This window comes from Neptuniibacter sp. 1_MG-2023 (assembly GCF_030547185.1).
GTDB lineage: Bacteria > Pseudomonadota > Gammaproteobacteria > Pseudomonadales > Balneatricaceae > Neptuniibacter.
Map to the genome: position 1 here is coordinate 1 of NZ_JAUOQR010000022.1, position 15,581 is coordinate 15,581.

General features: G+C 45.3%; 12 protein-coding genes, 1 tRNA gene and 1 pseudogene. All 14 read right to left on the reverse strand.

The window, feature by feature from the left end:
* The coding region (locus Q4492_RS15405; protein ID WP_303418295.1) for a GTP-binding protein at positions 1-101 on the reverse strand (101 nt) is incomplete at its 3' end.
* Between the two features lie 39 nt (positions 102-140).
* Entirely contained in the window at positions 141-2,234 is a 2,094-nt protein-coding gene (fusA, locus tag Q4492_RS15410; RefSeq protein ID WP_303419794.1) for an elongation factor G, read from the reverse strand.
* 18 nt (positions 2,235-2,252) lie between these two features.
* Positions 2,253-2,723, reverse strand: coding sequence for a 30S ribosomal protein S7 (rpsG, locus tag Q4492_RS15415; RefSeq protein WP_067862884.1), 471 nt, complete (start codon positions 2,721-2,723; stop codon positions 2,253-2,255).
* Positions 2,724-2,847: 124 nt separating this feature from the next.
* A complete protein-coding gene (gene rpsL, locus Q4492_RS15420; RefSeq protein WP_067862891.1) occupies positions 2,848-3,222 on the reverse strand; it encodes a 30S ribosomal protein S12 in 375 nt (124 codons plus the stop codon).
* A 142-nt stretch (positions 3,223-3,364) separates the two neighbouring features.
* A complete protein-coding gene (gene rpoC, locus Q4492_RS15425) occupies positions 3,365-7,591 on the reverse strand; it encodes a DNA-directed RNA polymerase subunit beta' (RefSeq protein ID WP_303419799.1) in 4,227 nt (1,408 codons plus the stop codon).
* A 76-nt stretch (positions 7,592-7,667) separates the two neighbouring features.
* Complete coding sequence (rpoB, locus tag Q4492_RS15430) at positions 7,668-11,768, reverse strand: DNA-directed RNA polymerase subunit beta (protein ID WP_303419801.1); 4,101 nt, start codon at positions 11,766-11,768, stop codon at positions 7,668-7,670.
* A 168-nt stretch (positions 11,769-11,936) separates the two neighbouring features.
* On the reverse strand, positions 11,937-12,311 hold the full coding sequence (gene rplL, locus Q4492_RS15435) for a 50S ribosomal protein L7/L12 (protein WP_067862899.1): 375 nt from the start codon (positions 12,309-12,311) through the stop codon (positions 11,937-11,939).
* Between the two features lie 69 nt (positions 12,312-12,380).
* Entirely contained in the window at positions 12,381-12,875 is a 495-nt protein-coding gene (gene rplJ / locus Q4492_RS15440) for a 50S ribosomal protein L10 (RefSeq protein WP_067862901.1), read from the reverse strand.
* Between the two features lie 210 nt (positions 12,876-13,085).
* The gene (gene rplA / locus Q4492_RS15445; protein ID WP_303419804.1) at positions 13,086-13,781 is read right to left on the reverse strand and encodes a 50S ribosomal protein L1; all 696 of its coding nucleotides are present in this window, start codon (positions 13,779-13,781) and stop codon (positions 13,086-13,088) included.
* Entirely contained in the window at positions 13,781-14,215 is a 435-nt protein-coding gene (rplK, locus tag Q4492_RS15450; protein ID WP_067862909.1) for a 50S ribosomal protein L11, read from the reverse strand. The genes rplA and rplK overlap by 1 nt, the downstream gene beginning before the upstream one ends.
* Before the next feature lie 102 nt (positions 14,216-14,317).
* The gene (gene nusG / locus Q4492_RS15455; RefSeq protein ID WP_067862911.1) at positions 14,318-14,851 is read right to left on the reverse strand and encodes a transcription termination/antitermination protein NusG; all 534 of its coding nucleotides are present in this window, start codon (positions 14,849-14,851) and stop codon (positions 14,318-14,320) included.
* Positions 14,852-14,863: 12 nt separating this feature from the next.
* Positions 14,864-15,232, reverse strand: coding sequence for a preprotein translocase subunit SecE (secE, locus tag Q4492_RS15460; RefSeq protein ID WP_303419809.1), 369 nt, complete (start codon positions 15,230-15,232; stop codon positions 14,864-14,866).
* 60 nt (positions 15,233-15,292) lie between these two features.
* Positions 15,293-15,368, reverse strand: a tRNA-Trp gene (locus tag Q4492_RS15465).
* A gap of 66 nt (positions 15,369-15,434) precedes the next feature.
* A pseudogene (locus Q4492_RS15470) lies at positions 15,435-15,581 on the reverse strand (elongation factor Tu); the annotation flags it as partial.

A 15,581-nucleotide genomic window follows, 5' to 3' on the forward strand; every position in this document is an offset into this window, starting at 1 on the left:
CGAGTCAGAGCAGCAGTAAGTGTAGTTTTACCGTGGTCAACGTGGCCGATTGTACCAACGTTAACATGCGGTTTTGAACGTTCAAATTGTTCTTTAGCCACGTCTATTTCCTCTATCAGCTATCATTAGCAAATAAATAATTAAGTAAAATTAATTATAGCATCAGCGACCTTTTTGGGCGCTTCACCATATTCGTAAAACTCCATCGAATAAGTTGCACGCCCCTGCGTAGCTGAACGAAGATCGGTTGCATAACCAAACATCTCCCCCAACGGCACAAGCGCATTAACAACCTTACCCGAAGAACTATCTTCCATACCCTGAACTAGGCCGCGACGACGATTAAGATCGCCCATCACATCACCCATATAATCTTCAGGGGTTACTACTTCTACTTTCATGACAGGCTCAAGCAAACAAGGGTCTGCGTCCTGCGCAAATTTCTTTAATGCCTGAGAAGCCGCAATTTTAAACGCCATCTCATTAGAGTCAACATCATGAAACGAACCATCATATAGACGAGCTTTTAGCCCGATCAAAGGATATCCAGCAATAACGCCATTATGCATCTGCTCTTCAATACCCTTTTCTATTGCTGGTATAAATTCTCTTGGGATCGCGCCACCTACGATCTCATTGATAAACTCCAACCCTTCTTCATCAGAAGGACTAAACTCAACCACTACATGACCGTACTGACCGCGACCACCCGATTGGCGAATAAACTTATGGTTCGCATTAACCGGCTTACGAATTTTTTCTCTATAAGCAACTTGAGGCTTACCAATATTTGCCTCAACTTTAAATTCTCGCTTCATTCGATCAACGAGAATATCAAGATGTAGCTCACCCATACCTGAAATAATGGTCTGGCCTGTTTCTTTATCTGTCTCAACTTTAAAGGAAGGATCTTCTTGCGCCAGTTTACCTAAGGCAACACCCATCTTCTCTTGGTCAGCTTGAGACCTAGGCTCGACTGCAACCGAGATAACCGGCGCAGGAAACTCCATACGTTCGAGGATAATACGATTATCGCCGTCACATAAAGTATCGCCTGTTGTAACATCTTTCATACCGATGAGTGCGGCAATATCACCCGCGCGCACCTCTTTAATCTCTTCACGATTATTGGCATGCATCTGCACCATACGACCCACGCGCTCTTTCTTGCCTTTGACTGAGTTATAAACCCCGTCACCCGACTTAAGAACACCCGAATACACACGCACAAATGTCAGCGTACCTACAAACGGATCAGTGGCAATTTTAAAGGCCAACGCCGCAAAAGGCGCATCATCATCAGCATGACGTGCAGCAGGCGTTTCGTCCTTATCATCCAATATACCCTCAATCGCTTTAACTTCGATTGGAGATGGCATGAACTCAATAACCGCATCAAGCATCGCCTGAACACCTTTATTCTTAAAAGCTGAACCAGCCAACATAAGAACAATATCGTTATCAAGCGTACGCGAGCGTAAACCCTGCTTTAATTCATCTATAGATAAGTCACCCTCTTCAAGGTACTTATCCATCAATTCTTCATTTGCCTCTGCAGCTGCTTCAACTAATTGCTCACGCAACTTTTCAGCAGTCTCCTGCAGATCAGCTGGAATATCTTCCAACTCATAAGTCATACCTTGATCTGCTTCATTCCACATGATGGCTTTCATGCGAATCAGATCAACCACACCTACAAAGTCTTCTTCCGTGCCAATCGGAATATTGATAGGTATAGCATTTGCCCCAAGACGCTCTTTTAGCTGATCAACAACCATAAAGAAGTCAGCACCTATGCGATCCATCTTATTGACGAATACCATGCGCGGCACTTCATATTTATTAGCCTGACGCCAAACAGTCTCTGTCTGAGGCTGAACACCGGAAGAGGCACAAAGCACAACAACAGCACCATCCAACACACGTAAAGAACGCTCAACTTCAATCGTGAAGTCAACGTGCCCCGGTGTATCAATGATGTTAATTCGATGATCTTCGAATTGTTGGCTCATGCCCTTCCAGAAGCAAGTAGTTGCAGCAGACGTGATAGTAATACCACGCTCCTGCTCCTGCTCCATCCAGTCCATAGTTGCAGCACCGTCATGTACTTCACCAATCTTATGAGAAAGACCGGTGTAAAACAGAACACGCTCCGTAGTCGTCGTTTTACCGGCATCCACATGTGCGCAGATACCGATGTTGCGATAACGTGATATAGGAGTCTTACGAGCCACAACTTAGTCCTCAGTTTTTTAGAAGCGGTAGTGAGCGAATGCTTTGTTCGCTTCAGCCATACGATGCACGTCTTCACGTTTCTTAACAGCCGCACCGCGACCTTCAGAAGCATCAACAAGCTCACCTGCCAAACGTAGAGCCATGGATTTCTCACCACGACCACGTGCAGAGTCAACCGCCCAACGCATAGCAAGAGCCATACGACGAGCAGGACGCACTTCTACAGGCACCTGGTAAGTTGCACCACCAACACGGCGAGATTTAACCTCAACCGCTGGCTGGATCGCTTCCAGAGCTTTTTCAAAAATTTCCAATGGATCTTTGTCTGAGCGCTCCTGGATTTTATCCAAAGCACCGTAAACAATTTTCTCAGCAACTGATTTCTTACCGTGAACCATTACATGGTTAATAAACTTGGCAAGAACAATGTTACCGAACTTAGGATCCGGTAGTATTTCGCGCTTTGCAGCGACGCGTCTTCTAGGCATGATAAGCCCTCAATTCATTAAAAGGTCTTCAGGTTTTCCAAGTATGTAAACTTGGCCTTACTCTTACCGTGTATCCGGTTTAGCTTCTTAGTCTTACAAGAAAGCTGCGCCGCAGGGACTACGATTAAGATTTAGGACGCTTAGCACCGTACTTAGAACGGCCTTGCTTACGCTCACTAACACCTGAGCAGTCCAGTGCACCACGTACCGTATGGTAGCGAACACCTGGAAGGTCCTTAACACGACCACCACGAATTAGAACAACACTATGCTCCTGCAGGTTGTGACCTTCACCACCAATGTAGGAAGCAACCTCGAAGCCGTTGGTCAAACGAACACGACATACTTTACGTAATGCTGAGTTCGGTTTTTTCGGAGTAGTGGTGTAAACACGGGTACATACGCCACGACGCTGAGGACAAGCTTGCAATGCACGAACATCGCTAGGCTGAACTTTGCGTTTACGCGGTTTACGTACCAACTGGTTAATCGTTGCCATTTAAGCAAACTCCACGTTTTGATTTAACACCATAAAAATTGGATATTTTTCAATCCAACCACAAAGGGGCCGGAATTTTAATAAATTCCGGCCCCAACATCAAACACTGAGTACTATTTATTCAATAAAAATGAAAAAATAGTTATTCAGCGTCTGGCATAGACGCATTTAGTGCTTCAGTTAGTGCTTGTTGCACCTCTTCTGCACTCACAGTCGCACTTTCACCTTCAGCAGGTTGAGCACGCTTGCGTTTGCGTTCTTCGTGGTAAGCCAGACCTGAACCCGCTGGGATCAGACGACCAACCACGACATTTTCTTTCAAGCCGCGCAAGAAGTCCTGTTTGCCGGTTACTGCACCTTCAGTCAATACACGCGTTGTCTCCTGGAAGGACGCTGCAGAGATGAATGATTCAGTCGCAAGTGATGCTTTAGTGATACCCAGCAACACACGGTCAAACTTAGCAGGAATCTTACCTGCTGCTTCAAGCTCTTCGTTCTCAGCCAATACCGCTTGGTATTCAACCTGATCACCAGTAATAAAGCTTGAATCACCAGACGAAACGATCTCAACCTTACGCAACATCTGACGAACAATAACTTCGATGTGCTTATCGTTGATACCTACACCCTGTAGACGGTATACGTCTTGGATCTCGCTGGTGATGTATTTAGCTAATTCTTCAACACCCAAAATACGTAGAATGTCATGTGGATTAGATGGGCCATCAGAGATAACCTCACCTTTATTCACTTGCTCACCCTCGAAGACGTTCAAATTACGCCATTTCTGGATCATTGTTTCATGCGGCTCAACATCGCTTGGAGAGATAACTAAACGTTTTTTACCTTTAGTTTCTTTACCGAAGCTGATGATACCTGATACTTCCGCCAAGATAGAGGATTCTTTTGGCTTACGCGCTTCGAATAAGTCAGCAACACGCGGTAGACCACCGGTGATATCCTTATTCACAGAACCTTCCTGCGGGATACGAGCCAGCACATCACCTACCTGAACATCAGAACCATTACTTAAGTTCATAATCGCTTTAGCAGGTAATAGGTACTGTGCAGCAGAATCCGTACCCGGATGCATCACATCATTACCTTTAGCATCAAGTAACTTGATCATTGGGCGGATATCTTTACCTGCCGCTGGACGATCTTTGTTATCAAGAACCTCAGTGGTAGACAGACCCGTCAATTCATCAGTTTGACTCTTAACTGTAATACCATCATCCATACCGGACAGCTCAACGCGACCCGCCACTTCAGAGATAATTGGATGCGTATGCGGATCCCAGTTAGCAACAATGTCGCCCGCTTCAACTTTACTGCCATCTTTAACTTTGATAACAGAACCGTACGGAAGCTTATAACGTTCACGCTCACGACCATGCTCATCAGTCACACCCAGTTCACCAGAACGTGAAGTTGCAACTAAAGCGCCATCTGGACGTTCAACAAACTTAAGGTCATGCAGACGAATTTCACCGCCATTCTTAACTTGGATACTATCCACTGCTGCAGCTCGAGATGCCGCACCACCGATATGGAACGTACGCATGGTAAGCTGTGTACCCGGCTCACCAATTGATTGCGCCGCGATAACACCTACAGCCTCACCTGGATTAACCAAGTGACCACGACCTAGATCACGACCATAACAGCTTGCACAGATACCGTGACGAGTACGACATGTAATTGCACTACGTACGATAATCTCATCAATAGATGAATAGATCTCTTCGTTTTCTAAACGATGCTTCCAAGCTTCATCAATCAGCGTACCAGCTTCAATCAGAACATCTTTACCTGATGGATCAAGAACATCCTTAGCTACAACGCGACCTAATACTCGATCAGCCAGCGCAACTACAACGTCACCGCCTTCGATCAGAGGAATCATTGATAAACCTTCCTCTGTACCACAATCAGCTTCTGTGATTACAACATCCTGAGCAACGTCAACCAAACGACGCGTCAAGTAACCAGAGTTTGCTGTTTTCAATGCTGTATCAGCCAAACCTTTACGAGCACCATGGGTAGAGATGAAGTACTGAAGTACGTTCAAACCTTCACGGAAGTTCGCAGTGATAGGCGTTTCGATGATTGAGCCATCTGGCTTAGCCATCAAACCACGCATACCGGCTAGCTGACGAATCTGAGCTGCACTACCACGGGCACCGGAGTCGGCCATCATATAAACAGAGTTAAATGACTCTTGCTCTGACTCTTTACCGTCTTTAGTAATAACCGGCTCAGTTTTCAAGTTATCCATCATTTTCTTAGCTAACAGTTCGTTAGCACGAGACCAGATATCGATAACTTTGTTGTATTTCTCACCTTGAGTTACCAAACCATCAGCAAACTGACGTTCGATATCTACAACTTCGGTTTCCGCTTCATCGATAATCAGCGCTTTCTCAGCTGGAATCTCGAAATCGTTCACACCGATTGATACACCAGACATTGTTGCCTGACGGAAGCCTGTATACATCAGCTGGTCAGCAAAGATAACCGTATCTTTCAGACCACAGCGACGATAAGCCTCATTCAATAGACGGGAGATTGCTTTCTTCTTCATTGGCTGGTTAACCAGCTCATAAGGAAGGCCATCAGGAACGATAGCAAACAATAAAGCACGACCCGCAGTTGTCTCTTTTAGCTCAGTGATAACTTCAACGTTACCTTCGATATCACGAATCGTTTCAGTGATACGAACCTTGATACCAGCCTGAAGATCTAACTCACCTGCGCCTTGAGCACGTGCAATCTCGTCAATATCAGAGAACACCATGCCTTCGCCTTTCGCATTAACACGCTCACGAGTCATGTAGTACAGACCCAATACAACGTCTTGCGAAGGAACGATAATCGGCTCACCGTTAGCAGGAGATAACACGTTATTGGTAGACATCATCAATGCGCGTGCTTCTAGCTGCGCTTCAATAGTCAACGGTACGTGTACCGCCATCTGGTCACCATCGAAGTCGGCGTTGTATGCCGCACATACTAATGGGTGCAGTTGAATTGCCTTACCTTCGATTAGCACAGGCTCAAACGCCTGGATACCTAAACGGTGAAGTGTTGGTGCACGGTTAAGCAGTACCGGATGCTCACGGATAACTTCATCCAAGATATCCCATACTAATGCTTCTTCGCGCTCAACCATCTTCTTAGCGGCTTTAATCGTAGTAGCGTGACCACGAAGCTCTAGTTTAGAGAAGATAAAAGGCTTAAATAGCTCAAGTGCCATCTTCTTAGGAAGACCACACTGATGTAAACGTAGGTATGGACCTACCACGATTACAGAACGACCAGAGTAATCTACACGTTTACCCAATAGGTTCTGACGGAAACGACCCTGCTTACCTTTGATCATATCAGCCAAAGATTTCAGAGGACGCTTGTTAGAACCGGTAATAGCACGACCGCGACGACCGTTGTCTAACAACGCATCAACAGATTCTTGCAACATACGTTTTTCGTTACGTACGATGATATCTGGAGCATTAAGATCCAACAAACGCTTAAGACGATTGTTACGGTTGATAACTCGACGGTACAGATCGTTAAGATCAGACGTTGCGAAACGACCACCATCAAGAGGCACCAATGGACGAAGATCTGGCGGAAGAACCGGCAGTACCTCAAGAATCATCCACTCAGGTTTGTTACCTGATTTGTAGAACGCTTCTAGTAACTTAAGACGCTTAGACAGCTTCTTAATTTTTGTTTCAGAACTTGTCTGTGGTAATTCTTCGCGTAGGCGATCAACCTCTTCCTTCAATTCAATTGAAGAAAGCAGCTCACGTACCGCTTCAGCACCCATACGGGCATCAAAGTCATCACCAAACTCTTCAAGCGCTTCAAAATATTGCTCATCGTTCAACATCTGACCGCGCTCAAGCGTAGTCATACCTGGATCGATAACAACGAAAGACTCGAAGTAAAGAACACGTTCAATATCACGTAGCGTCATATCTAGCATCAAGCCGATACGGGACGGTAGTGATTTAAGGAACCAGATGTGGGCAACTGGAGATGCCAATTCGATGTGAGCCATACGCTCACGACGAACTTTAGCCAGCGTAACTTCTACGCCACACTTCTCACAGATAACACCACGATGCTTCATACGCTTGTATTTGCCGCATAAGCATTCGTAATCTTTTACTGGGCCAAAAATTTTGGCACAGAATAAACCTTCACGCTCAGGCTTGAAGGTACGGTAGTTAATGGTTTCCGGCTTTTTAACTTCACCATAAGACCATGAACGGATCATCTCAGGGGAAGCCAGAGTGATCTTGATCGAGTCAAACTCTTCAGATTGACCCTGTGTTTTAAGCAGATTCAGCAGATCTTTCATTCTTTCAAGCTCCTAACGGAGTTCTTGCTTAAGGCCGCTCTAATGAGCGACCCCCGCCTGGTATACAGTTTTGTGCTTATTCGGATTCGAGCTCGATGTCGATACCCAGAGAACGGATCTCTTTAATAAGTACGTTGAAGGATTCCGGCATACCCGGCTCCATACGATGATCGCCATCCACAATGTTTTTATACATTTTGGTACGACCATTCACATCATCGGACTTAACTGTGAGCATCTCTTGCAGAGTATATGCAGCACCATAAGCTTCAAGTGCCCACACCTCCATCTCACCGAATCGCTGACCACCGAATTGAGCTTTACCACCCAGCGGCTGCTGAGTAACAAGGCTGTAGGAGCCAGTTGAACGCGCATGCATCTTATCATCAACCAAATGGTTCAATTTCAGCATATACATGTAACCAACAGTTACAGGGCGATCAAACTGATTACCTGTACGGCCATCAAACAATGTAGTTTGACCTGTATCACTTAGACCCGCTAAACGTAGCAAGGATTTAAGCTCAACCTCTTTAGCACCATCAAATGCTGGAGTTGCCAGTGGAACACCACCGCAAAGGTTTTTAGCCAGTTCCAGAATCTCTTCATCAGTAAAGCTATCTAGATCTTCAGTGCGGCTGTTTACGCCAGCACCTAAATCAGCGTTATAGATCTGATGTAAGAATTCACGAATCTCTTTAACCGTTTCAGCACGCTCACGCTCTTGATCCAGCATCTCATTGATGCGACGACCAAGACCTTTAGCAGCCATACCCATATGAGTCTCTAGGACCTGACCAACGTTCATACGTGATGGTACACCTAGTGGGTTCAGCACTATATCGACTGGCTCACCATTTGCATCATACGGCATATCTTCAACAGGCATGATTACAGAGATAACACCTTTGTTACCATGACGGCCTGCCATTTTGTCACCCGGCTGTACGCGACGCTTAGTAGCCACATAAACCTTAACAATTTTTAGGACGCCCGGCGCAAGATCATCACCTGTTTGCAGCTTGTTCTTCTTATCTTCAAAACGCTTATCAAGAGACTCTTTACGCTCTTCTAGCTGCTTCTCTGCAAGTTCAAGCTGTTCAGCCGCAGCTTCATCAGAAACGCGGATATTGAACCAATCAGATTTCGATAACCCAGCTAGGAATTCAGCAGTAATCTCTTCACCTTTTCCAAGACCTGCACCACCGTCAGCCTTCAAACCAATAAGCACTTTACCTAAACGCTCAAAAGTCGCCTGCTCAACAATGCGAAGCTCTTCGTAGAGATCCTTGCGAATAGAATCTAGTTCAGATTTCTCAATCGCTAACGCACGCTCATCTTTCTGAACGCCGTCACGTGTAAACACCTGCACATCGATAACTTTACCAACTGTACCTGTCTTAACACGTAGGGATGTATCTTTAACATCCGATGCTTTCTCACCAAAGATAGCTCTTAGTAGCTTCTCTTCTGGTGTTAGCTGGCTTTCGCCTTTAGGTGTCACTTTACCAACAAGAATATCGCCAGGACCTACTTCAGCCCCTATATGCACGATACCAGCCTCATCTAGCTTAGCTAGAGCAGACTCACCTACATTTGGTATATCCGATGTAATCTCTTCAGAACCCAACTTAGTATCACGTGCGACACAAGTAAGCTCTTGAATGTGGATCGTTGTGAAACGATCTTCCTGAACGACACGCTCAGAGATAAGGATCGAATCCTCAAAGTTATAACCATTCCAAGGCATAAACGCGATACGCATGTTCTGACCTAGCGCCAGCTCACCCATATCAACAGATGGCCCATCAGCCATAACATCGCCAACATTAACCTGATCACCTGGGCTCACGATAGAGCGCTGGTTGATACATGTATTTTGGTTAGAACGCGTATATTTAGTCAGGTTATAGATATCTACACCTGCATCGCCTGCCGTTACTTCATCATCTTTAACACGAACCACAATACGGCTCGCATCAACAGACTCAATAACACCGCCGCGACGGGCAACAACACATACACCGGAGTCCTGTGCAACGTTACGCTCAATACCAGTACCTACAAGCGGCTTATCCGCACGTAAAGTTGGCACCGCTTGACGTTGCATGTTGGAACCCATCAATGCACGGTTGGCATCATCGTGTTCTAGGAACGGAATCAATGAAGCCGCTACAGATACAACCTGACGTGGTGAAACGTCCATGTACTGTACTTTTTCAGGCTGCATAACCGTTGTTTCATTCAAGTGACGAACAGTAACCAACTCATCAAGTAGGCGACCTTCTTCGTCCATTGTTGCTGATGCCTGTGCGATTACGAAGGTGTTTTCTTCGATTGCAGACAGGTAATCCAGCTCGTCAGTTACTTTGCTATCAACAACGCGGCGATATGGTGTTTCAAGGAAACCATAATCATTTGTGCGAGCAAAGGTAGCCAAAGAGTTAATCAAACCGATGTTTGGACCCTCTGGCGTTTCGATTGGACATACACGACCGTAATGTGTCGGATGTACGTCACGTACTTCAAAACCAGCTCGTTCACGCGTTAGACCACCTGGGCCTAATGCAGAAACACGACGCTTATGGGTAACTTCAGACAACGGGTTGTTCTGATCCATAAACTGAGAAAGCTGGGAAGAACCGAAGAACTCTTTAATCGCTGCGGCTACAGGCTTAGCATTAATAAGATCCTGCGGCATTAGATTATCAGATTCAGCCATGCTTAGACGTTCACGTACAGCACGTTCAACACGAACAAGACCAACGCGGAACTGATTTTCTGCCATTTCACCAACAGAACGGATACGACGGTTACCTAGATGATCTATATCATCTACCGTGCCTTTACCGTTACGGATATCGATTAAGGTTTTCATCACCTCAAGGATATCTTCTTTATCTAGAACGCCAGAACCTTCAACCTCATCACGACCTAGACGACGGTTGAACTTCATACGACCTACAGCTGAAAGGTCATAACGGTCTTCACTGAAGAATAAGTTTTCAAATAGTGCTTCAGCAGACTCTTTAGTTGGCGGCTCACCAGGACGCATCATACGGTAGATTTCTACCAGAGCTTCTAACTGGTTACGCGTTGGATCGTTGCGCAGCGTATCAGAAACAAACGGACCACAATCCAATTCGTTTGTGTATAGCGTTTCAAACGTTGTGATATTAGCAACACGTAACTGCTCAACTAATTCTTCTGTAATTTCAGCATTACTACCACAGATCAGCTCACCGGTTGCAGGATCAATAACATCACGCGCAATCGCTTTACCTACAAGATACTCCATAGGTACTTCTAGCTGTTCCATGCCTACTTTCGCCATTTGACGAATGTGACGTGGCGTAATACGGCGTCCGGCTTCAACTACAACGTTGCCATCGCCATCTTTAACTTCAAAAGATAGAGTTTCGCCACGTAGACGGTCAGCGATCAAATGCATTTTGATCGATTCGCTGCCTAAGCTCCAAGTCGTATTTTCGAAGAAGATATCAAGAATCTCTTCAGTCTGGTAACCCAAAGCACGCAACAAAATAGTTGCAGGCAATTTACGGCGACGGTCAATACGGACAAATAAACTATCTTTAGGATCAAATTCAAAATCTAACCATGAACCACGGTAAGGAATAATACGCGCAGAATAAAGCAGCTTCCCAGATGAATGGGTTTTACCTTTATCATGGTCAAAGAATACACCTGGTGAACGATGAAGCTGTGAAACAATCACTCGCTCAGTACCGTTAACAACAAATGTACCGTTATCAGTCATCAAAGGCATCTCGCCCATGTAGACTTCTTGCTCTTTAATATCTTTAACAGCCTTATTGCTGGATTCGCGGTCATAAATAACCAAACGAACTTTCACGCGCAGTGGAGCTGCATACGTAATACCGCGTATCTGACACTCTTTAACGTCAAATACAGGCTCACCCAGACGGTAGCCCACATATTCCAGAGATGCATTTCCAGAATAGGACACGATTGGGAAGACAGAGTTAAATGCTGCATGCAGACCAGCATCCAAACGATCTGCTGCTTCAACTCCTGTCTGCAAAAACTTTTTATAGGAGTCGAGCTGTATTGCTAGCAAGTAAGGCACATCCATTACTTGCGGCAATTTACCGAAGTCCTTACGGATGCGTTTCTTTTCAGTGTATGAATAAGCCATCAGTGTTCCCCAGCAAGTGCACCAAATTATAAGCAGACCGAAACCCGTTTCGGACTGTGTTACCGCAATTTATTTGCTGTCTATAAATAACGGAAAAAGGCCGGTGGCATTTTGCCACCAGCCATCAGCACCTCGAACAGAAAACTGCTCGAATTAGCATTGAAGTAATTACTTAACTTCAACAGAAGCGCCAGCTTCTTCCAGTGCTTTCTGTAGTTCTTCAGCTTCTTCTTTGCTAACGCCTTCTTTAACAGCAGCAGGAGCGCCGTCAACAATGCCTTTAGCTTCTTTCAAGCCAAGACCTGTAGCAGCACGAACTGCTTTGATTACGTTAACTTTCTTATCGCCAACAGCAGTTAGGATAACGTCAAATTCAGTTTTCTCTTCAGCAGCACCAGCGTCACCGCCAGCAGCGCCACCAGCAACAACAGCAGCAGCTGCAGTTACACCGAATTTTTCTTCCATTGCTTCAATAAGAACAACAACGTCTTTAACAGACATTTCAGCAATTGCGTTTAGGATATCTTCGTTAGTCAGAGACATTTTCTAATTCCTGATATTTGTAAGCCCACAGGCTCATTAAAACTTGTATGAAAAAGGATGCGTATAAAATTACGCAGCCTGTTCTTCTTTCTGATCGCGAACAGCTGCAATTGTGCGGACAAGTTTGCCAGCAGCAGCTTCTTTCATGCACATCATCAACTTAGCAATAGCTTCGTCGTATGTTGGCAAGCTTGCCAACATTGCGATATCTACTACTTCACCTTCAAATGCAGCCGCTTTCAGTTCAAAGTTGTCATTACCTTTTGCAAAATCCTGCAGAATACGAGCGCCAGCGCCCGGATGTTCTGTAGAAAAAGCAATGATACTTGGACCTTTGAACGTGTCCTGTAAGCATGCGTAATCAGTGCCTTCAACTGCGCGTCGAGCTAGCGTGTTACGTACAACTTTAAGCCATACGCCGTTTTCACGTGCTTCTTTACGCAATGCAGTCATGTCGCCAACTTCAACGCCGCGGGAATCCGCGACAACAGCAGACAAAGCATTGTTAGCAGCTTCTTGGACTTCAGCGACGATCGCTTTTTTATCTTCGAGTCCTAATGCCACGATTTACTCCTGGAGTAGTCTTTCGACTTGTTACCAACCCCCCAATCAATGGGGATTCCGAGTACGGTGGTTTGATTCAAATTCAGAATCTCACCGTCTGCGCAGGCTGGTTAGCCCATTAAGATAAAGTTACCTTTATCACCTGCGGTCTTTGACGGCCTTCGTCTCTGCATTACAGTCACAGAAGACCCTCAAAAAACCTTTCATTGATTAAACTTCCAAAGAAGCCTGATCAACAAGTAGACCTGGACCCATTGTAGTGGACAGAACTACCTTCTTAAGATAAATACCTTTTGCAGCAGAAGGTTTCAGCTTCTTCAGATCTGCAATCAATGCTTCAACGTTTTGCTTGATAGAAGCAGCTTCAAAATCTGCTTTACCAACGCCAGCATGAATAATACCGTTCTTATCTGTACGGAAACGAACCTGACCTGCTTTAGCATTTTTAACTGCTGTAGCAACATCTGGTGTTACTGTACCAACTTTAGGGTTAGGCATTAGACCACGAGGACCAAGCACCTGACCTAGCTGACCAACAACACGCATAGCGTCTGGCGTCGCAATAACAACACCAAAATCAAGATCACCGCCTTTAATCTGCTCAGCAAGATCTTCAAAACCAACAACATCTGCACCGGCTTCTTTTGCTTTCTCAGCATTTTCACCTTGAGCAAATACAGCTACACGAACATCGTTACCTGTACCATTTGGCAATACAGTTGAGCCACGAACAACCTGATCAGATTTACGTGGATCAACGCCTAGGTTTACAGCAATATCAACTGTCTCTTTGAACTTTACAGTAGATAGTTCAGACAATAGAGAAACAGCATCTTCGATAGAGTACGCTTTACCAGCTTCTACTTTTTCAGCAATCAGCTTTTGACGTTTAGTTAACTTAGCCATTACTCATCCACCTCTGTAAGTAGACCCATGCTACGCGCTGTACCAGCAATGGTACGGCAAGCCGCATCCATATCAGCAGCTGTAAGGTCTGGCATTTTAACAGTAGCGATCTCTTCTAACTGAGCGCGAGTAACAGAACCCACTTTCTCAGTATTCGGACGACCAGAACCACTCTTAAGGCCTGCAGCCTTCAACAACAATACTGCTGCAGGAGGTGTTTTAGTGATGAACGTAAAGCTACGATCAGCATAAACAGTAATAACAACAGGAACAGGTAAACCGCTTTCCATGCCCTGTGTCTGAGCATTAAACGCTTTACAGAATTCCATGATGTTAACACCATGCTGACCTAACGCAGGACCTACTGGAGGTGACGGGTTCGCGCCACCGGCAGGAACTTGCAGCTTAATATAAGCTTCAATTTTCTTAGCCATTTTTCAATGTACTCCTAGTGGGTTCAAACGCCTCTCAGCTCCCCATTTTCTCAAGACAGAAAAACCCCAGCTCTCGCTGAGGTTATTCCTTCATACTTTTTATCAGGCTTTTTCTACCTGACCAAAATCTAGCTCAACCGGTGTAGAACGACCGAAAATCAACACTGCAACATGCAGTTTATTCTTCTCGTAATTAATCTCTTCTACAACACCGTTAAAGTCAGCAAATGGGCCATCAGTAACACGCACCATTTCGCCTGGCTCAAACACAGTCTTAGGACGCGGCTTATCAACACCACTTTCCACACGACTTAGAATTTCATTCGCTTCAGCTTCAGTGATCGGCGCAGGCTTACCTGCCGTACCACCAATAAAGCCTAAAACATGAGGTGTATTTTTCACCAAATGCCAGCTTTCGTCGTTCATATCCATATTCACTAAAACATAACCAGGATAGAACTTACGTTCAGATTTTCGCTTCTTACCATCGCGAATCTCTACAACCTCTTCGGTAGGAACTAAAATCTCACCAAAAAGATCCTGCATACTATGCAGTTCAACTCGTTCTTTTAGCGTATTCATCACACGCTTCTCGTACCCGGAGTACGCATGCACTACATACCAACGCATCGACATGCTTATCGCCTCTTAACCTATCGCCCCAGATACAAGCCAACTCAATAACGAGTCAAGCCCCCACAGCATTAAACCAACAACCAAAACCACAACAACGACAATAGCTGTCGTCTGCAATGTCTCTTGACGTGTCGGCCACACTACCTTACGAATCTCCTGCTTTGCTTCTTTAAACAAAGTGAAGAAAGCCTTACCTTTAGCCGTTTGCAGAGATATAAAACCTGCAACCATAGCCAACACCAGCAATGCTACTACACGGTAGAACAAAGACTGATCAGCAAAGATGGAGTTACCCACAACACCGGCAGCGACAACCGCCACTACAACCACCCACTTCAGGGCATCAAACTTTGAACCTTCGGGATTCACTTTCGCATTCACGCTTAGGGCCTCAGGATTACTAAAAACGATTCGCTTGCAAGATACCAACTCCGAATGAGTTGGCAGGCCAGGAGGGACTCGAACCCACAACCTGCGGTTTTGGAGACCGCTGCTCTGCCAATTGAGCCACTGGCCTATCGCATAATAGGGAGGCGTATTGTATAGGCCTCCCCATCGATTGGCAATACCTAATTATCTAATATTACTCGATAATTTTAGATACAACGCCAGCACCTACTGTACGACCGCCTTCACGGATCGCAAAACGTAGGCCTTCTTCCATCGCAATCGGGTTGATTAGCGTAACATCCATCTGAACGTTATCGCCTGGCATTACCATTTCAACACC

Coding starts and splice junctions, on each gene's coding strand:
- rplA (WP_303419804.1), bottom strand. CDS start 13,781: ATGGCTAAGTTAACTAAACGTCAAAAGCTGATTGCTGAAAAAGTAGAA.
- rpsL (WP_067862891.1), bottom strand. CDS start 3,222: ATGGCAACGATTAACCAGTTGGTACGTAAACCGCGTAAACGCAAAGTT.
- nusG (WP_067862911.1), bottom strand. CDS start 14,851: ATGTCGATGCGTTGGTATGTAGTGCATGCGTACTCCGGGTACGAGAAG.
- rpoC (WP_303419799.1), bottom strand. CDS start 7,591: ATGAAAGATCTGCTGAATCTGCTTAAAACACAGGGTCAATCTGAAGAG.
- rplL (WP_067862899.1), bottom strand. CDS start 12,311: ATGTCTCTGACTAACGAAGATATCCTAAACGCAATTGCTGAAATGTCT.
- rpsG (WP_067862884.1), bottom strand. CDS start 2,723: ATGCCTAGAAGACGCGTCGCTGCAAAGCGCGAAATACTACCGGATCCT.
- rplK (WP_067862909.1), bottom strand. CDS start 14,215: ATGGCTAAGAAAATTGAAGCTTATATTAAGCTGCAAGTTCCTGCCGGT.
- rpoB (WP_303419801.1), bottom strand. CDS start 11,768: ATGGCTTATTCATACACTGAAAAGAAACGCATCCGTAAGGACTTCGGT.